This window comes from Pseudomonas sp., assembly GCF_050739775.1.
GTDB lineage: Bacteria > Pseudomonadota > Gammaproteobacteria > Pseudomonadales > Pseudomonadaceae > Aquipseudomonas.
The window spans coordinates 1-18,153 of the sequence record NZ_JBOICA010000021.1 but is presented as its reverse complement, the minus strand read 5'-3'; the positions used below and the strand labels follow the sequence as shown (position 1 = coordinate 18,153).

Annotated in this window: 13 protein-coding genes and 4 pseudogenes; 11 read left to right on the top strand and 6 right to left on the bottom strand. The window is 62.6% G+C overall.

Features of this window, described 5'->3' with window-relative positions; genetic code table 11:
• Window positions 1-4 precede the first annotated feature (4 nt).
• The gene (locus ACRESH_RS12790; RefSeq protein WP_431742337.1) at window positions 5-655 is read right to left on the bottom strand and encodes an HAD family hydrolase; all 651 of its coding nucleotides are present in this window, start codon (window positions 653-655) and stop codon (window positions 5-7) included.
• Between the two features lie 77 nt (window positions 656-732).
• Between ACRESH_RS12790 and lexA the strand changes: the two genes are divergently transcribed.
• The 4 genes and pseudogenes from lexA (at window position 733) to ACRESH_RS12770 (ending at window position 6,150) form a co-directional block, all read left to right on the top strand.
• Window positions 733-1,353, top strand: a complete 621-nt coding sequence (gene lexA, locus ACRESH_RS12785) for a transcriptional repressor LexA (protein WP_431742336.1) — start codon at window positions 733-735, stop codon at window positions 1,351-1,353.
• Window positions 1,353-1,971 (top strand): annotated as a pseudogene (gene imuA, locus ACRESH_RS12780) (translesion DNA synthesis-associated protein ImuA). The gene lexA and the pseudogene imuA overlap by 1 nt, the downstream one beginning before the upstream one ends.
• Before the next feature lie 6 nt (window positions 1,972-1,977).
• On the top strand, window positions 1,978-3,390 hold the full coding sequence (locus ACRESH_RS12775; protein ID WP_431742335.1) for a Y-family DNA polymerase: 1,413 nt from the start codon (window positions 1,978-1,980) through the stop codon (window positions 3,388-3,390).
• A pseudogene (locus ACRESH_RS12770) lies at window positions 3,387-6,150 on the top strand (error-prone DNA polymerase). Before ACRESH_RS12775 ends, ACRESH_RS12770 begins: the two are co-directional and overlap by 4 nt.
• A gap of 36 nt (window positions 6,151-6,186) precedes the next feature.
• On the opposite strand, the gene ACRESH_RS12765 reads toward ACRESH_RS12770, so the two are convergent.
• Together ACRESH_RS12765 and ACRESH_RS12760 are read right to left on the bottom strand one after the other, a co-directional pair.
• On the bottom strand, window positions 6,187-7,008 hold the full coding sequence (locus tag ACRESH_RS12765) for an aldo/keto reductase (protein ID WP_431742334.1): 822 nt from the start codon (window positions 7,006-7,008) through the stop codon (window positions 6,187-6,189).
• Window positions 6,996-7,901, bottom strand: a complete 906-nt coding sequence (locus ACRESH_RS12760) for a LysR substrate-binding domain-containing protein (protein ID WP_431742333.1) — start codon at window positions 7,899-7,901, stop codon at window positions 6,996-6,998. The genes ACRESH_RS12765 and ACRESH_RS12760 overlap by 13 nt, the downstream gene beginning before the upstream one ends.
• 137 nt (window positions 7,902-8,038) lie before the next feature.
• On the opposite strand from ACRESH_RS12760, the gene ACRESH_RS12755 reads away from it, so the two are divergent.
• Together ACRESH_RS12755 and ACRESH_RS12750 are read left to right on the top strand one after the other, a co-directional pair.
• On the top strand, window positions 8,039-8,737 hold the full coding sequence (locus tag ACRESH_RS12755) for a CoA transferase subunit A (protein WP_431742332.1): 699 nt from the start codon (window positions 8,039-8,041) through the stop codon (window positions 8,735-8,737).
• Window positions 8,738-8,773: 36 nt separating this feature from the next.
• Window positions 8,774-9,430, top strand: a complete 657-nt coding sequence (locus ACRESH_RS12750; protein WP_431742331.1) for a CoA transferase subunit B — start codon at window positions 8,774-8,776, stop codon at window positions 9,428-9,430.
• Window positions 9,431-9,523: 93 nt separating this feature from the next.
• Here the strand turns inward: ACRESH_RS12750 and ACRESH_RS12745 are convergent, their stop codons facing one another.
• Together ACRESH_RS12745 and ACRESH_RS12740 are read right to left on the bottom strand one after the other, a co-directional pair.
• Entirely contained in the window at window positions 9,524-9,961 is a 438-nt protein-coding gene (locus tag ACRESH_RS12745) for a carboxymuconolactone decarboxylase family protein (RefSeq protein ID WP_431742330.1), read from the bottom strand.
• A 102-nt stretch (window positions 9,962-10,063) separates the two neighbouring features.
• On the bottom strand, window positions 10,064-11,494 hold the full coding sequence (locus ACRESH_RS12740) for a PLP-dependent aminotransferase family protein (protein ID WP_431742329.1): 1,431 nt from the start codon (window positions 11,492-11,494) through the stop codon (window positions 10,064-10,066).
• A gap of 165 nt (window positions 11,495-11,659) precedes the next feature.
• Here ACRESH_RS12740 and ACRESH_RS12735 point away from each other — a divergent pair, with 165 nt between their 5' ends.
• A complete protein-coding gene (locus ACRESH_RS12735; RefSeq protein ID WP_431742328.1) occupies window positions 11,660-11,902 on the top strand; it encodes a DUF2790 domain-containing protein in 243 nt (80 codons plus the stop codon).
• On the opposite strand, the pseudogene ACRESH_RS12730 reads toward ACRESH_RS12735, so the two are convergent.
• Window positions 11,899-12,586, bottom strand: a pseudogene (locus ACRESH_RS12730) (aldo/keto reductase). The gene ACRESH_RS12735 and the pseudogene ACRESH_RS12730 overlap by 4 nt on opposite strands.
• Before the next feature lie 100 nt (window positions 12,587-12,686).
• On the opposite strand from ACRESH_RS12730, the gene ACRESH_RS12725 reads away from it, so the two are divergent.
• From ACRESH_RS12725 to ACRESH_RS12710, 4 genes and pseudogenes are all read left to right on the top strand, one after another.
• Window positions 12,687-13,307 carry a TetR/AcrR family transcriptional regulator gene (locus tag ACRESH_RS12725; protein WP_431742327.1) on the top strand — a complete coding sequence of 207 codons (621 nt, stop codon included), beginning with the start codon at window positions 12,687-12,689 and terminating at the stop codon, window positions 13,305-13,307.
• A 265-nt stretch (window positions 13,308-13,572) separates the two neighbouring features.
• Window positions 13,573-15,837, top strand: a pseudogene (locus tag ACRESH_RS12720) (type VI secretion system Vgr family protein); the annotation flags it as partial.
• Window positions 15,838-16,511: 674 nt separating this feature from the next.
• Entirely contained in the window at window positions 16,512-16,913 is a 402-nt protein-coding gene (locus tag ACRESH_RS12715) for a hypothetical protein (RefSeq protein ID WP_431742326.1), read from the top strand.
• 99 nt (window positions 16,914-17,012) lie between these two features.
• Complete coding sequence (locus tag ACRESH_RS12710) at window positions 17,013-18,068, top strand: hypothetical protein (protein WP_431742325.1); 1,056 nt, start codon at window positions 17,013-17,015, stop codon at window positions 18,066-18,068.
• Window positions 18,069-18,153 lie beyond the last annotated feature (85 nt).

Genomic DNA, 18,153 nt, shown 5'->3' with positions numbered 1-18,153 from the left:
CCCCTCACATCCGCCCAATCAACGCCCATAACCGCGGATCCTCGAAATCCGCCACTACCAGCTGCGCTCCAGCAGCGAGCAGCGCCTCGGGCGCCTGACTGGTGGACAGACCCACGGTGAAGATCCCGGCCTGGCTGGCCGCCGTCACCCCGGGCACTGCATCCTCGAACGCCAGGGCATGACTGGCCCGTGCTTGCAGGCATTCAAGGCCGGTGAGGTAGGGTAGTGGATCGGGTTTCGCCCGCGGCAGCTCTTCGGCCACCAGCACATGCTCGAAACGCTCGCCCAGGCCCATGGCATTGAGCATATGTACGGCATTGGCCCGTGGTGCATTGGTCACCACGGCCATACCGATGCCTGCCTGTTCGCCATGCTCAAGCAGCCGAATCAGACCAGCGATGGGCTGCAGCGTCGGTGACAGGGCACGAAAGCGCGCTTCCTTGCGATCGGCAAAGACCTGGTGCTCAGCCAGCGAGCGATCAGGGAACAGATAGCGGCACAGATCGGCGTTGGCCCGGCCGCTGACATGGGCGTCGAACTCTGCCTCGGTGAGCACTCGGCCCTCTTCCTGCAATAGTTGTTGCATGGCCAGCAGGTGGAGTTTGTCGGTATCGGTCAGGGTGCCGTCGAGATCGAACAACAAGGCTTCAAGCATTCTGGGTATCCGCTGCGGTGGCCGCTCATCATAACCCGATCACAGGGGCTGGTCAGTGCGCGCCGAAAAGAGTACAAATGTACTCCATGAGCAGACTATCGCCCAAACGCAGCGCCATCCTCACCTTCATCCGTGAGCGGATTGCCGACCATGGCCAGCCGCCGAGCCTGGCCGACATCGCCACGGCCTTCGGCTTTGCCTCGCGCAGTGTGGCGCGCAAGCATATCCAGGCCCTGGCCGAGGCCGGTTTCATCGAGGTCACCCGCAATCAGGCCCGGGGCATTCGCCTGGCCGGGGCCCTGCGCCGCCCCGAAGTGCTGGAAATTCCGGTGTTGGGCCAGGTGGCCGCAGGGCGGCCGATCGGCCCGGACGTCGATATCCACGAGCAGCTCATGCTCGACGCCCAGCTGTTCAGCCGCTCGCCCGACTACCTGCTCAAGGTGCGTGGTGACTCGATGCTTGACGACGGCATCCTCGACGGCGACCTGGTCGGTATCAAGCAACAGTCCGAAGCCCGTGACGGGCAGATCATCGTTGCTCGCCTCGATGGTGAGGTGACCATCAAGCGTTTCGAGCGGGTCAATGCCCAGCAGTATCGCCTGCTGCCGCGCAACCCGGCGTATGCCCCGATCGAGGTTGGCCCCGGCCAGGACTTTGTCATCGAGGGCGTGTTCTGCGGCCTGGTGAGGCGCGGCTGATGGGCGCGGTGGTCAGCCTCGACGGGCTGCTCGACCAGCGACGGGTCTGGAAAGGGCGCCCCCAGGCCCCAGCCCCAGGGTTTGCAGCCTACTGGCCATGCTACGCTGGATACGGCCCTGCCGGGCGGTGGCTGGCCGCCCGCCGCGCTCACCGAGGTGTTGCTGGCCGTCGAGGGCTGTGGCGAGCTGCAATTGCTCTGGCCCAGCCTGGCACGCCTGACCGCCAGTGGTGAGCGGGTGGTGCTGGTTGCGCCGCCGTTTATTCCTTACGCACCCGCCTGGCAGGCCGCCGGGATCGATCTACAGTGGCTGACCCTGGTCGAGACGGCACCGGCCGAGGTGCTCTGGGCTGCCGAACAATGCCTGCGTTCGGGCAGTTGTGGTGCTGTACTGTGCTGGCCGCACAAGGCCGACGACCGCGCCTTGCGCCGTTTGCAGGTGGCCGCCGAAAGCGGCCAGACCCTGGCCTTTGCCTTGCGGCCTCTGCAGGCGGCGTTGAACCCTTCACCTGCGGCGTTGCGCATTGCCATTGATGCCCGCCCGGCCCAGTGGCGGGTACTCAAATGCCGGGGCGGCCTGGCCCCGGCGCTGCCCATTGCCTGCCCCGGGCGAGGCTGATGGATCATGCTCTGGGCCTGTATCCTGCTGCCGCAGCTGGCGCTCGACGCCGTGCTGCGCGGGCGTGCCGATCCCGATACCCCACTGGTGCTGCTCAGTGGCCCGCCCCAGCGACGGCTACTGCAGGCGGTCAACCCGGCGGCGGCCCTCGGTCTGCGCGCCGGGCAGCCGTTGACCAGCGCTCAGGCGCTGGCGGGTAATTTCGCCTGCGTCGACCATGACCCGGCCGCCATCGACGCCTTGCAGCAACTGCTCGCCGCCTGGGCTTACCGGTTCAGCTCTCAGGTCAGCCTGCATTACCCGCGGGTACTGTTGCTGGAAGTCGAGTCCAGCCTCGGCCTGTTTGGCCCTTGGCCTGCGTTCGAGGCACGCTTGCGAACCGAGCTGAGTGCCCTGGGGTTTCGCCACCGCATTGTCCTGGCCAGCAACCCGGTGGCTGCGCGTATGCTCGCCAACTGCCACGATGGCCTGGCGCTCGAATGCCCCGAACAGACGCGCACCGCCCTTGAGCAACTGCCCATCGAACGGGTCGGTCTGCCAGCGGAGGCGGCCAGTGCCTTCGCCCGTATGGGCCTGCGCAGGCTCGGCCAGGTCATGGCGCTGCCCCGTGAGGCCCTGGCCCGGCGCTTTGCCGCTGCGGTGCAACTGCACCTGGACCGTCTGCTGGGGCTGCGGCCCATGGCGTTGACGTTCTACCTGCCGCCGGATCGCTTCGATGCCCGCCTGGAGTTGAATTTCGATGTCGAGTCTCATCAAGCTTTGCTCTTTCCGCTGCGCCGCCTGATCAACGACCTGGCCGCGTTCCTCGCTGGCCGCGACAGTGGCGTGCAGTGTTTTACCCTGCACCTGGAGCACGCCGAGGGGCCCGACACCTGCGTGGCCGTTGGCCTGTTGGCTGCCGAGCGTGACCCGCTGATGCTGTTCGAGCTGGCCCGCGGGCGTCTTGAGCAACTGCAGTTGAGGGCCCCGGTGCGCAACCTGCGCCTGCAGGCCGAAGATCTGCCGGCCTTTGTCCCGCAGCATCGTGAACTGTTCGACCCACGCCCGCAGCAGAACCAGCCCTGGGAGCAACTGCGCGAACGCCTGCGCGCGCGCCTGGGCGACTCCGCGGTGCACAGCCTGTCGGCCCAGGCCGATCACCGCCCTGAGTGCGCCTGGTGTCTGGACAACGCTGCCAAGCTGCCGTCACCTGCTCCTGCGGCGCTACGACCGGGCTGGTTGCTGGCCGAGCCCCAGGTCTTGCCGGGTGTGGGCGTGCAACTGCTGACAGGCGCCGAACGGATCGAGTCCGGCTGGTGGGACGGAGGCGATGTGCGTCGCGATTATTACCGGGTGCAGACTCCCGCCGGGCTGTATGTCTGGGCCTACCGCAACCTCGGTGAAGAAGGACCGTTGTGGTTGCAGGGCTGGTTTGCATGACCACGCCAGCGGCTTATGCCGAACTGCACTGCCTGTCGAATTTTAGCTTCCAGCGCGGTGCCTCCAGAGCCGAGGAACTGTTCCGCCGCGCCCGCCAACAGGGCTACCAGGCCCTGGCGATCACCGACGAGTGTACCCTGGCCGGGATCGTCCGGGCCTGGCAGGCCGCGAGGGCGGTGGAGCTGGCGTTGATCGTCGGTAGTGAAGTACACCTGCACGATGGGCCCAAGCTGGTGCTGTTGGCGGAGAATCTGGTCGGTTACCAGCACCTGTGCCGGCTCATCACCCTGGGCCGGCGACGGGCGCAGAAGGGCGCCTACCGGCTGCTGCGTGAAGACTTCGACGTCCCGCTGGAGGGATTGTTGGTCCTGTGGGTGCCTGACGAAGGCAATCAGGACCTGACGGTCGGCCACTGGTTGCGTGAGCGCTTCGCCGAGCGCCTGTGGCTGGCCGTGGAGTTGCACCGCGGTGCCGACGATGGACAGCGTTTGCAACAGCTGCTGGCCCTGGCTGCGTCCCTGGAACTCCCCGCCGTGGCGACGGGCGATGTGCATATGCATGCCCGTGGGCGGCGTGCCTTGCAGGACAGCATGACGGCGATCCGTCATCACTGCACGGTGGCCGAGGCCGGGCAACGCCTGTTCGCCAACGGCGAACGTCACCTGCGGCCACTGACGCAACTGGCCGAGCTTTATCCATCGGCCTTGCTCGACGAAACCCTGCGCATCGCCGCCCGTTGCCGTTTCGACCTGAGCCAACTGCGCTACCAGTACCCCCGCGAGCTGGTGCCCGATGGTCAGACGGCCAGCGGCTGGTTGCGCCACTTGTGCGAGCAGGGGCAACGCTGGCGCTGGCCCGGCGGTCTCGAAGAGACGGCCCGCCAGGCTTTGGAACACGAGCTTGGGCTGATTGCCGAGCTGAACTACGAAAGCTATTTCCTCACGGTTCACGACATCGTCAACTTTGCCCGCGGCCAGGGCATTCTTTGCCAGGGGCGCGGTTCGGCAGCCAACTCGGTGGTGTGTTTCGTGCTGGGCATCACCGAGTTGGACCCGATGCGCAGCCACCTGTTGTTCGAGCGTTTCCTGTCGCGTGAGCGCGATGAGCCTCCGGATATCGATGTCGATTTCGAACACGAGCGTCGTGAAGAAGTCCTGCAGTACGTGTTCAGTCGCTACGGCCGTCACCGTGCGGCTTTGACCGCCGTGGTCAGCACCTACCATGCCGTCGGTGCGGTGCGGGATATCGCCCGGGTGCTGGGCTTGCCGGTGGCGCAGATCAACGCTTTGGCTGACTGCTGCGGGCGCTGGAGCGATCGCTTGCCGCCGCCCGAACAGTTGCGTGAAGCCGGCTTCGACCCGGACAGCCCTTTACTGCGCCGGGTGCTGGCGCTGACCGGCGAGCTGATCGGTTTTCCCCGGCACCTGTCCCAGCACCCCGGTGGTTTCGTGATTTCCGAGCAGCCGCTGGACAGCCTGGTGCCAGTGGAGAACGCCGCGATGGAGGGGCGCACGGTGATCCAGTGGGACAAGGACGACCTCGACCTGGTCGGTCTGCTCAAGGTCGACATCCTCGCTCTGGGCATGCTCAGTGCCTTGCGCCGCTGTTTTGACCTCTTGTATCGCCATCGCGGCCGTGAGCTGACCCTGGCGCAGATCCCCGGTGACTGCGCTGCCACCTACGAAATGATCGGCCGCGCCGACACCATCGGTGTGTTCCAGATCGAGTCGCGGGCGCAGATGGCCATGTTGCCGCGGCTCAAGCCAAAAGACTTCTACGATCTGGTGATCGAAGTGGCGATCGTTCGCCCCGGACCGATCCAGGTCGACATGGTCCATCCCTACTTGCGTCGGCGCCAGGGCCTGGAACCGGTGAGCTATCCGTCGCCGGCATTGGAGAAGGTGTTCAAGCGCACCCTGGGCGTGCCGCTGTTCCAGGAGCAGGTGATGGAGCTGGCCATGGCCGCCTGGAAGCGTCATGGCGGCCTGGAACCGCACCGCGAACGGCTGATCAGCGGCATGCTTGCCAATGGCTACAGCAGCGAGTTCGCCGAGCGTATCTCCGAGCAGATCAAGGGCTTTGGCAGTTATGGTTTTCCTGAATCCCACGCCGCCAGCTTCGCCTTGCTGACCTACGCCAGTTGCTGGCTCAAGTGCCATGAGCCGGCAATCTATGCGTGTGCGCTGATCAACAGCTGGCCGACGGGCTTCTACAGCCCCGACCAGATTCTTCAGGATGCCCGCCGCCACCGTATCGAGATCCGTCCAGTGGATGCCTGCCATAGCGATTGGGATTGCAGCCTGGAACCGGGGGGCAGGGCAGGCGCTCTTGCCGCAGCCGTCGACCGGCGAGGATCTGTTTGCCGACTACGCCAGTGTCGGCACCACCCTGGGTCCACATCCGTTGACCTTGTTGCGCCGCCGTCTCGATATCCTGGGTTGTCGCAGCTCACAGGCGCTGGAGGGTGCCGAGCATGGCGACAAGGTCAGCGTGGCTGGCCTGGTTACCGGCCGCCAGCGTCCGCAGACGGCCAGTGGGGTCACCTTTGTCACCCTTGAGGATGAGTTTGGCAATGTCAATGTGGTGGTCTGGCGTGATCTGGCCGAGCGACAGCGCCAGGCTTTGGTGGGGTCGCAGCTGCTGCGGGTGAGTGGGCGGCTTGAGTGTGAAAGCGGGGTGCGGCATTTGATTGCTCAGCGGCTGGAAGACCTCAGTCCATTGTTGCAGGGGCTGGATGTGCGCAGCCGGGATTTTCGTTAGAGCGTCGCGGGGCAGGCCCCCCGCGATTAGGCCGACTCAAACCATCGCCAAATGCTGCTTGCGTGTCGGCGCCGGGAAGGCCCGGTCGATGGCGCGCAGGTCTTCGCTGCTGAGAGTCAGGCTGGCTGCCGCTGCATTCAGGCGTACATGCTCCGGCGCTACCGCCTTGGGGATGGCGATCACACCGTCCTGGCGGATGACCCAGGCCAGGCTCACCTGGGCCGGCGTGGCACCATGGCGCTCAGCGATCTCGATCAGGGTCGGGTGCTTGAGCAGGCGCCCGGCCTGGGCCAACGGGCAGTAGGCTATGGTTGGTAACTGGCGCTTGTGGCTCCAGGGCAGCAGGTCGAACTCAATGCCGCGCTGGGCCGGGTTGTACAAGACCTGGTTGGTGGCACAGTCGAGGTTGTGCAGCTCGCGCAGGTCGTCGACATCGAAGTTCGACACGCCCCAGCGGCCAATCTTGCCCGCCTCGCGCAAGCGCTCGAAGGCCTCGACGGTTTCCTCCAGCGGGTACTGGCCGCGCCAGTGCAGCAGGTACAAGTCGATATGCTCGGTGCCCAGGCGCTTGAGGCTGCGCTCGCAAGCTGCAGGGATGCCGTTACGACTGGCGTTGTGCGGGTACACCTTGCTGACCAGGAACACCTGCTCGCGGCGCCCTTTGATGGCCTGGCCGACGACCTTCTCAGCTCCGCCCTCGGCATACATCTCGGCGCTATCGATCAGTGTCAAGCCCAGTTCGATGCCTTGCTGCAGGGCCGCCACTTCAGCGTGCTGCGAGCCTGGGTCTTCGCCCATGTACCAGGTGCCCTGGCCAATGGCCGGGACGTTGTTGCCGGCAAGTTTCACGGTACGCATGTCACCTCCTGTGGGCGGATATGTTCAAGCAGGACGTCGAGCAGCGCTTGGGCCGCTGCCGAGAGTTTATGGTCGGCCAGCAGGGTTACGCCAATGCGTCGTTCTATGCTCGGTTCAACCAGAGGCACACAGCGCGCGCCCAGTTCCTGCATCTGGCCGATGCACAGGGCCGGCACGGCGCTCACGCCCAGGCCATTGGCAACCATGCGGCCAATGGTCGAGAGTTGATGGCTTTCGAAGGCCACCGCCAGTTTGCCGTGCTCGGCGGCCAGGTGTTGCTCAAGCAGTAAGCGAACCGCCGAGGGGCGTTGCAGGGCGATGAAGTCTTCGGCCAGCAGTTCGCGCCAGCTTACCTGGGGCTGCAGGGCCAGCGGTGAATCGGCCGGCACCACTGCGACGAAACGGTCCAGATACAGCGGCGTGAAGCGCAACGGCTCGCTGGCTTCCGGCTCAAAGCCGATGCCCAGTTCGACGCGTCGGTGTCGTACCAGTTCCAGCACCTGTTCGTTGATTACGTCGTGCACGGTGACGTTGACCCGCGGATAGCGCTGGCGAAACACCTTGAGCGCCGCCGGCAGCAGGTTGCCGGCAAAGGCCGGCATGGCGGCGATCGACACACGCCCCAGCTGCAGGGTGAAACGCTGGCGCAACAGTTCTTCGCTGTTGTCCCAATCGGCCAGCAGTTGCCGGGCCAGGGGCAGCAGCACTTCGCCCTCGGGGGTCAGGCTGACGCTGCGGGTGGTGCGGCTGAGCAGGGCGCCGCCGAGGTTGTCTTCCAGGGCCTTGATGGTCAGGCTCAGGGCCGGTTGCGACAGGTGCAGGTGTTCACCGGCCTGGGCAAAGCTCTGGTATTTGGCGACGGTGACAAAGGCGCGCAGCTGTTTGACGTTCATCGGCGTGGTCTATTCTTTTGAAAAATTAATCAAACCATCATAAAAACAAAATTAACAAATAAGTCTGTAGAGGTGAAGATGCGTCAAACGCTCGCCGACACCTCTGTCGGTTCAACAACTACAAAAGGCGGATCAGCATGGCCGGACTGGACAAGCGCGTAGCAACCTATGAACAGGCCCTTGAAGGCCTGACCGACAACATGACCGTACTGGCGGGTGGTTTCGGCCTGTGCGGCATCCCGGAAAACCTCATCAATGAGATCAAGCGCCGCGGCGTCAAGGGCCTGACCGTGGTCTCGAACAACTGCGGCGTCGACGGCTTTGGCCTGGGCGTGCTGCTTGAGGAGCACCAGATCCGCAAGATGGTCGCCTCCTATGTGGGCGAGAACGCCGAATTCGAGCGCCAGCTGCTCAGCGGCGAACTGGAAGTGGAGCTGACCCCGCAAGGCACCCTGGCCGAGAAAATGCGTGCCGGCGGCGCTGGCATCCCAGCCTTCTTCACCGCTACCGGCTACGGCACTCCGGTTGCCGATGGCAAGGAAGTGCGTGAGTTCAACGGCCGCAAGTACATCCTTGAAGAAGCCATCACCGGCGACTTCGCCATCGTCAAGGGCTGGAAGGCCGACCACTATGGCAACGTGGTGTACCGCAACACCGCGCAGAACTTCAACCCGCTGGCCGCTACCGCCGGCAAGATCACCGTGGTCGAGGTCGAGGAGATCGTCGAGCCGGGTGTCCTGCTGCCTACCGAGATCCATACCCCGGGTATCTACGTCGACCGGGTGATTGTCGGCACCTTCGAGAAGCGTATCGAAAAACGCACCCTCAAAGCCTGAACCGTCCCCGAACAGAACAACAAAGAGATCCTGACCATGGCACTTACCCGCGAACAAATGGCCCAACGCGTCGCCCGCGAACTCAAGGACGGCTACTACGTCAACCTCGGCATCGGCATCCCGACCCTGGTGGCCAACTACGTCCCGGCCGATATGGATGTGATGCTGCAATCGGAAAACGGCCTGCTGGGTATGGGTGAATTCCCTACCGAAGTGCAGCTGGACGCCGACATGATCAACGCCGGCAAACAGACCGTGACTGCCCGCCGTGGCGCGTCGATTTTCAACTCCGCCGAATCCTTCGCCATGATCCGTGGCGGTCACGTTGACCTCACGGTGCTGGGCGCTTTCGAAGTGGACGTGGAGGGCAACATCGCCTCCTGGATGATCCCGGGAAAACTGGTCAAGGGCATGGGTGGGGCCATGGACCTGGTGGCTGGCGCCGACAACATCATCGTCACCATGACGCATGCGTCGAAGGACGGCGAGTCCAAATTGCTGTCGCGCTGCAGCCTGCCGTTGACCGGTGCCGGCTGCATCCGCAAGGTGCTGACAGACCTGGCGTACCTGGAAATCGACAACGGCGCCTTCATCCTGCGCGAGACCGCGCCGGGGGTGACGGTGGAAGAGATCATCGAGAAGACCGCTGGCAAGCTGATCGTGGCGGATGATGTGAAAGAGATGACGTTTTAAGTAGTTCTTTCGGGCCTCATCGCGGGGCAAGCACGCTCCCACAAGTTGAGCACAACTCTGGTGGGGGCGGGCTTGACCCGCGATTGCAGGCTGTCAGCTCGGGATCATCGCAAAGCCGACACCGAAACGGTTCCAGGCGTTGATGGTGGCGATGGCCAGGGTCAGGTTGGCCACCTCGGCTTCGCTGAAGTGTTCGAGCAAGGCGCGGTACTGGTGTTCCGGCGCATGCCGCTCGGGCAGGCGGGTCAGGCTTTCGGTCCAGGCCAGGGCGGCGCGCTCACGGGGGGTGAAGTAGGCGGTATCTTCCCAGACACTCAGGGTTTGCAGGCGGGCCTCGGTTTCTCCGGCCTTGCGTGCATCATTGGCGTGCATGTTGACGCAATAGGCGCAGCCGTTGATCTGCGAAGCGCGCAGGCGGATCAGCTCCAACAGCGAAATTTCCAGCCCGGACTTGTCCAGGGCCATTTCCAGGCCGAGCATGGCCTTGTAGGCCTCAGGCGAGTGCTTGGCCCATTCGATACGATTGCTCATCTGTGTGCTCCGGTCAGTTGCTCATCAGGCGGTGATGGCGCTACCTTAGCGCTGCTGCGGTGAGGCTCGAATAGCCAATTGCGCCGAATCTCAGGAGGCCAATCAGCCAAGGCTCTGCAGGGTGTCGCGCACCCGGTCCAGGGCCGGGTCGATGTCCAGCAGTTCGATCGCGCCAAAGCCGAGTAACAGCCCCGAACGTACCGGTGCCTGGGCATGGAAGGGGGCCAGGGAGTAGAGCCCGACCTCGACCTTGCGCACCATGTTGATCAGTAACTCAACCTCCAGGTCGCCCTTGGTCAGGGCGCTCAGGTGATAGCCGGCGGTGGCCGGTATCACCTCGAACCAGGGCGCCAGGTCCCCCTGCATTCGCTGCAGGATCCGTTCGCGACGTGCGGCATAGACCTCATGCACGCGGCGGATGTGTTTGAGCAACGTACCTTCGCTGATAAAGCGAGCCAGGGCCCACTGGTTCAGGGTCGGCGTGTGCCAATCGGTCAATTGTTTGGCGGCACAGATGGCTTCGCGCAGGGCATCAGGCACAATGGTGTAGCCCAGGCGCAGCTCCGGCAACAAGGTTTTCGAGAAGGTCCCGACATAGGCCACCAGGCCGTGGCAATCCATGCTCTGCAGCGAGTCGGTGGGCCGCCCCTCATAGCGGAACTCACTGTCGTAGTCGTCTTCGATGATGATCGCGCCCAATGCCGCCGCGCGCTCCAGCAACGCCTGGCGACGTGCCAGGCTCATCGGCATGCCCAGCGGAAACTGGTGTGAGGGCGTGACGTAGATCAGCCGGGTGCCTTCGGCAATCTGCTCTACACACAGGCCCTGGTCGTCTACCGGCACGTACTGCAACTGCGCGCCCTGAGACAGGAACAGCTGGCGTGCAGGGGGGTAGCCGGGGTCTTCCATGGCCACCCGGCAGCCGGGCTCGATCAGTATCCGGGCGATCAGGTCCAGGGCTTGCTGGGCGCCGTTGCACACCAGCACATCGGCGCTGTGGCAACGTACCCCGCGAGCGAAAGCGATATGCCGGGCGATGGCTTCGCGCAGCTCCGGCAAACCCTGGTGGGCGGCATAGCGGGTGCTGCCGCGACGGATCTGGCGCAGCGCATACTGGTTGCAGCGGCGCCAGTCATCGAAGGGGAACAGGGCCTTGCTCGACGCCCCGCCGATGAAGTCGTAGCGCAAGGTACCTGGCGCCAGGTCAGCCAGCAGGTTGGCCCGCGAACGCCATTTGGCCAGGGTCGGGGCGCTTGCCAGGGGGATGGCCGGGGTGGGTGTTGGCGAACGGGTCGAGGCAGGGGTAATGAAGGTACCCTTGCCGACCTTGCCGCTGAGCAGGTTGTCGTAGGTCAGGCGCGAATAGGCTTCGGCCACGGTCTTGCGCGACACGCCCAGCTGTTCGGCTAGCAGCCGTGTCGGCGGCAGTTGTGTGCCCGCTGCCAGGCGCCCGCTGTCGATACCCTCGCGTAGTTGTCGGTAGAGCTGTTCGGCCAGGCCTTTGCTGCCTTGCAGGCTGATGTGAAGTTCCATGCTGGGGTGAATCCGTGCGCCATTGACGGACACCGAGATTACCCGATTTACCCTGAAGCTGCCGTTGATCCCTTGGGCCGACGCCTTGGCCTAGGCGCGCCACACTTTAGAAGTCGGGGTTCTCCGGCACATCGGCGAACCTCTTGCGCATACAGGAGCGTCGCCATGTACCTGCGAACTCTGCTGGGCCTGGGTGTGTTGCTGACGGCTACAGCCCAGGCCTACGAATCAATCGCTGTGTATCACTACGGCATGCCGCTGGATATCGCCCGTGTGGTGCAGATGAGCGAGCCTGCAACTCAGCTCTGCGATGTGGTGCAGGCCAGTATGGTCTATCTCGACTCCGCCGGCCGGCAACACACCTTGCACTACCTGAAGCTGGCGCAGGCCTGCAGCGGCCACGATTAGTCCCAGGCCGGTGCCAGGCTTTCTGGGCTGGTCAGGCGCAGGCCACTGTCGAGGGCGGCGATGTTCGCCATGTCCTCAACGCTTAGCTTGAACTCGTTGGCCTTGAGGTTGCTGGCCAGGTTCTCGCGGCGGGTCGAGGACGGAATCACCGCGTAGCCCAGTTGTATGGCCCAGGCCAGGGTCACCTGCGCCGGGGTGGCGTGGTGCTGCTCGGCGATAGCCTGAATCACCGGGTCGTGCAGGACCTTGCCATAACCCAGGGTCATGTACGACGTCACGGCGATGCCCTGGCTGTGCATGAACTCGACCAGCTTGCGGTTTTGCAGGTAGGGGTGCAGTTCGATCTGCCGGGTCAGGCCCTGGGCCTTGGCTTCGGCCAGGGCGCCCATGAACTCACTGAGCGGGACGGGCGCCCTTGGGCGATGGCCAGTGGACCAGGGTCAGGTCCAGGTAGTCGGTGCGCAGCTTGCGCAGGCTTTCCTTCAGGCTCGGGATCAGCTTGTCGGCGGCCAGATTCTCGATCCAGATCTTGCTGGTCAGGAACAGTTCGTCACGAGGGATACCGCTAGCGGCCACTGCCTGGCCGACCTCGGCTTCGTTGCCGTAGATTTGGGAATGGACATGAATAGGCTCCTTGTGAAGGGCTGCTGAAAAACAGGCGTGCAGTATTGCGACTGCGTGCATCGGGAAAATTCCCTGCACCGACACAACTTTTTTACCGCTGACGCACGAATCGGCAGAGCCTGGTGGTAGCCTTGCAGCGTCAGTCGCAATGGATCTGGTCATGACCCAGCACAAGCTCAGCATTCGCCAACGCAATGTCGACAACATCCTTCTGGCGGCCGAGCAGGTCTTTGCTGAAAAAGGCTTCGCCGGTACCGCCATGGCCGATATCGCCGAAGCGGCGCAGTTGCCGCGCAGCAATGTGCACTATTACTTCAGCACCAAGGCTGAGCTGTACCAGGCAGTGTTGTTCGGCCTGCTCGACGTGTGGAAGCAGGATGCGTTGTGCTTTGAGCTCTACGACGATCCGCGCATCGTGCTCAGTAGCTACATCCGCGCCAAGATGAACCATTCGCGCACCCGTCCCTATGGCTCCAAGGTCTGGGCCAACGAGATCATCCATGGCGCACCCAACCTCGGCGCCGCGCTGGACGACCCGCTGTATGACTGGGCGAAGATGAAGGAAGCGAAGATTCGCCAGTGGATTGACGATGGCCGCATCCTGGCGGTGGAGCCATCGGGGCTGTTGTATATGATCTGGGCCTCGACCCAGCACTATGCCGACTTCAGCCATCAGGTCGGTTTGCTCAACGATCACCAGCCACTCACCGACCTGCAGTTCGAGCGGGCGGTGCAGACGGTGACCAGTGTGATCTTGCGCGGGATCGGGCTGGAGCCATAAGGCCCACGACGGGGAGGGCACACTGTGTGCGGGCTTGCCCCGCGATTGCAAGACACTCCCAGTCTCTAGACCTGCTACTGCAAGACGCTACAAAGCTGCCGACGCTTCGTACGGCATGCTCATGCAGGCTCTCAGAAAATTCACGCACCAGTATAGGGTTTTTCCTATATCACCCTCTGCAGCATCGTGAAAGGCTTCCCCGCGCGCTAACGAGGGAGGAAGCCAGGCCCCCTGTACGCCACAAACAGACCAGGGAGGCTCGAACATGCTCAATGAATTACGGACGTTCTTCGACCACAGCCGGCACAAGCTCAAGGTGCGCGGCATCGATGCCGGGCTCGACATCCTCGCCTTCAGTGGCGACGAATTTCTCAGCCAGCCGTTCAAGTACCTGATCGAATTCACCTCCAGCGAGCACGACCTCGCCGCTGAACAGCTGCTCGGCAAAGACGCCAGTTTCAGCCTGCACGCCGCGCCGCAACCGCTGCTGTTCAAGTTCCCCGACGAACCCGAAGCCAAAGCCCTGCGTACCCTGTTCGGCGTGATCAGCGGCTTTCAGCGCCTGTCCGGCTCCAACGACGAAGCCCGTTACGAAGTCACCCTGGAACCGCGCCTGGCCTTGCTCGCCCGTGGCAAGCAGACGCGCCTGTACCAGCACCAGTCCGTGCCGGAGATCGTCGAGGGTATCCTGCGCAGCCGCCACGATTTCGAAGGCCAGGACTTCTACTTCAACCTGCTGCGCGAGTACCCCAAACGCGCCCAGGTCATGCAGTACGAGGAAAGCGACCTGGCCTTCATCAGCCGCCTGCTGGCCGAAGTCGGCATCTGGTATCGCTTCACCAGCGACGAACGCCTGAAGATCGAGGTCGTCGAGTTTCACGACGACCAGCGCCGCTACCAGTTCGGCGTGACCCTGGCGTACCGCCCGCAATCCGGCCTGAGCAGCAGCGGCCAGGACAGCGTGTGGCAGTTGCAGACCCGCCACCAGGTGGTGGAAAAACACATCAACATCCGCGCCTACCACCACCGCGATGCCAATGCTTATCTGGATGCGGAAATCGACCAGACCCGTGGCGCACGCACCACCTACGGCGAGGCCTACCACTACGCCGAACCCTACACCGTGCTCGGTGATGCCCTCGACCAGGACGAAGACCTGCTCAGCGAAAGCGGCTACTTCTATGCGCGCTTGCGCCATGAGCGCTACCTGAACGAGCAGACCAGACTCAGCGGCGTCAGCAGCAGTCCGACCCTGGCCCCCGGCCAGGTCCTGAAGATCGACGGCAACGCGCCACAGGCCTTCGCCCCCGGCGTAGTGCTCATTCACCTGAACGTCCGCGCTGGTCGTGACAGCAGTTTCCAGGCCAGCTTCGAGGCCATTCCTTACGCCGAACGGGTGTGCTTTCGTCCGGCATTGTTGGCCAAACCACGGATCGCCGGCACCTTGCCGGCGCGGGTCACCAGCACGCGGGAAAACGACCCCTACGGCCATATCGATATCGAAGGCCGCTACAAGGTCAACTTCCTCTTCAACCGCGACCCGTGGAAACCCGGTGGCGAAAGCATGTGGCTGCGCCTGGCGCGGCCCTATGCCGGCGACACCCATGGCCTGCACCTGCCGCTGCTGGCCGGCACCGAAGTGGCGGTGGCCTTCGAACAGGGCGACCCGGACCGCCCGTACATCGCCCACGCCCTGCACGACAACCGCCACCCCGACCACGTCAGCCTGCGCAACTACAAACGCAACGTGCTGCGCACTCCGGCCAACAACAAATTGCGCCTGGACGACACCCGGGGTGAGGAGCACATCAAGCTCAGTACCGAACACAGTGGCAAGAGTCAGCTGAACCTGGGGCACCTGGTCGACGCCGAGCGCAAACCCCGCGGCCAGGGTGCCGAACTGCGCACCGATGGCCATGCTGCGATCCGCGCCGGCAGCGGCATTTTCATCAGTGCCGACAAGCAGCCCAAAGCCCAGGGCGACATGCTCAGCATGGCCGAGGCTGTAGGGCAACTGGAGGAAGCGCTTCGACGTGTGCAGGGCTTGGCGCGCAATGCTGCCTCAGTGGGGGCGCTGGAGGCGGATGAAGCCGTACCGGCACACCTCAAAGAGGCCCTCGGGCAACTGAAGGAAGCAGGCTTTCTGGTCTCGGCACCTGCGGGCATAGCCCTGGTGACGCCCGAGCACCTGCAGCTGGCGGCGGGCCAGACGCTCGCCGCCACCAGTAACAACACCGACTTCAGTGTACTCAAGCGCTTTACGGTGGCGGCAGGCCAGGCCATCGGCCTGTTCGCGCAACGCCTGGGCATCAAGCTGGTCGCCAACCAGGGCGCAGTGTCGATCCAGGCGCAGAACGACAGTCTGCAGCTGCTGGCGCGCAAAGGATTGGATATCAGCAGCACCGAGGATGAAATACGCATAACCGCAAAACAGAAAATCACCCTCAATGTTGGCAGCAACTACATCACCCTCGACCCCTATCGCATCGAGGTCGGCTCACCGGGCGAGGTGGAAATCAAGTCACCGCACTTTGACTACGTCCAGGCGCCGGGCCGGTTGAACACGGCGCTCGCGCCCATGGCCGAGCCCCTGGGGGAGCAAGCCAACCGGCTGGTGCTGAACTTTGCCGATGCGACAGCGCAACCCCTGGCCGATGTGCCTTATACCCTTACTTTCGACAGCGGCCCGGTGCTCAAGGGAACGCTCGATGACCAGGGGCGTGCGCTTCACAGTCCGGTCCCCGATAGCCCGGCACAGGTGCAGTACCTGCTACCGGATCCCACACCTGACCAGCCGTGGGCTGACCATGAGGCGTTTCAGGCCACGCTTGGATCAAAAACCTCGTCCCCCAGTTTGAGCGGTCCGGGCAAGTGGGTGACGCAAGAACTCGACTACCACGGCACTCGCAACGTCGGGCAGATGTTCCTTAACCGCATGACCTCCATGGGCGATGAAGGCCGGGTATTTGGCTCGGACGGTAAAGACTACGGTCACACCAAGCGCACCGTCATACAGGTCTGGGAGGCGTTGCCGGCAGATAAGCAATACCTCGCCGGTAACTCCGCCATACACCGCTACGGTGAACAACGCCGAATTGAGCAAACGTATCTGGAAGGCAATGACAGTTGGCAAGTGTCCGGCAAGTCCTGGTATTGGCAACCACCCGTAGCGGATACGGAATACGAACAACAAGGAAAACAACAATGAATCTTTCGCGGGCAACTGTTTTACGGCTATGGGGCGGCCTGGATGTTTTCCATGTGCTCTGGTACAGCCTGCATAGTTGGAAGTTGGGACATGTTCCTTACGTGACCGACTTTACCACTATGGTGGTTGTGAGCGAGCAGTGGGGTGGGGCGTTGCTCTACGGCCTTATGTCCTGGGGGCTGCAATTATCCATCGTGTTGACGGGTGTTTTGTTTGTCCTGGCTTATAGATCGGCGCGTTACTTCGGTTTCGTACAAATTCCATTACGTTTGTTTTTTCTCGTTCCGTCGATTCCGCTGCTGTTGAACGGGGTGAGTGGTTGGCCTGTTTTGATCGTCCTGGCGTTCGCGCTTTCCATTGAGATGTTTAAAGGTTGGAGCCTGTGGAAGTATGCCTGAATTACCAATTTCCGGCTGTTCCCGCGCAGGTGGCTGCCCGGTAGCCGTTGTTTCTATTCTTGAAATGGACGCTGTATGAACTAGGATCTGCAAAATGCCATGGCATTCTACGAGCCAGCCCCTGAAGATGATTACTCGGGTGTTGAAGGCAAATGGCGCTGGCTGTGGGAAACCCTGCAAGGGGACTTCCATGAAAACCCGAGCACGGCTCAGACCGTCACTGGCGCGGTCATCACCATGATCCCGTTGGTGGACCAGATCGGCGATGTGCGCGATCTGATCGCCAACTGCAAGAAAATCCACAAAGACAGCGACGATACCTGGGCCTGGGTGGCCTTGATACTGACCTTGGTGGGTTTGTTTCCTACTTTCGGTTCATTGCTCAAAGGTTGCTTCAAGGTTTTGTTCTTTTACTTGCGCAAGGCATTGTTCAAAGCGCCAAACTCCCTGTTGAAAGTCGATGCGGCCGTTATCAATAGCGCCATAACGGGTTTGAAACGCCATCTGGATAATCCTATGGTGCGTAAAGTCATGGCGAAAATGAACGTGCACAATCCTTTTGCGTACTTGGCCGACAAGCTGCAGGAAGCCAAGGGACTTTTAACCGTCGAGAAGTTGTTGGAGGTTTTTGACAAACTGTTGCAGGTTGCACGAGGCGTTTTTGATTCGGTCAAGACATGGGTGCCGCAGTCGGTACGGGTACAGATAGAACAACTCTGGACAATAATGATCGAAGTGCGTAACAAGGCCGACGCAGGCTTGGCGAAAGCCTTGCGTCCTGCACAGGATCTGCTTGACCAACTTGTTAATCGCCTGCGGGTAGAGGGTGATAACGCCTACCGTGCGCGGGTTGGAGATAATACGCATGTGTTGGGGCAGCGGGAGGCGGCTGAGTTGGAGCTGTTTAGGCGTAATAGGCCGGATTGGGTGGATGAATTTGCGAAGGAAAAATATCCACAGCTTAAAAATTTTCCCAGAGATGCTTTTGGTGATATTGCCATGGGTTGGCCGGATATCAGCGCATCCTCTAAACAGCTTGGATTGAAGAACGGCTTCACAACTTTCGATAAGACCATGTATGCAACTACAGTAGCGCCAGGTGAGCGCCTCTATGGAAACTCTGAAGAAGACTTCCAGATTTGGCAGAATGCTTAACCTCAAACGCCGAGACACCTGATGAAGCAGATGACCTTCGCCGACGCCGAGTACGCCGGCAAGCGCAAGCAGACCCGCAAGGAAT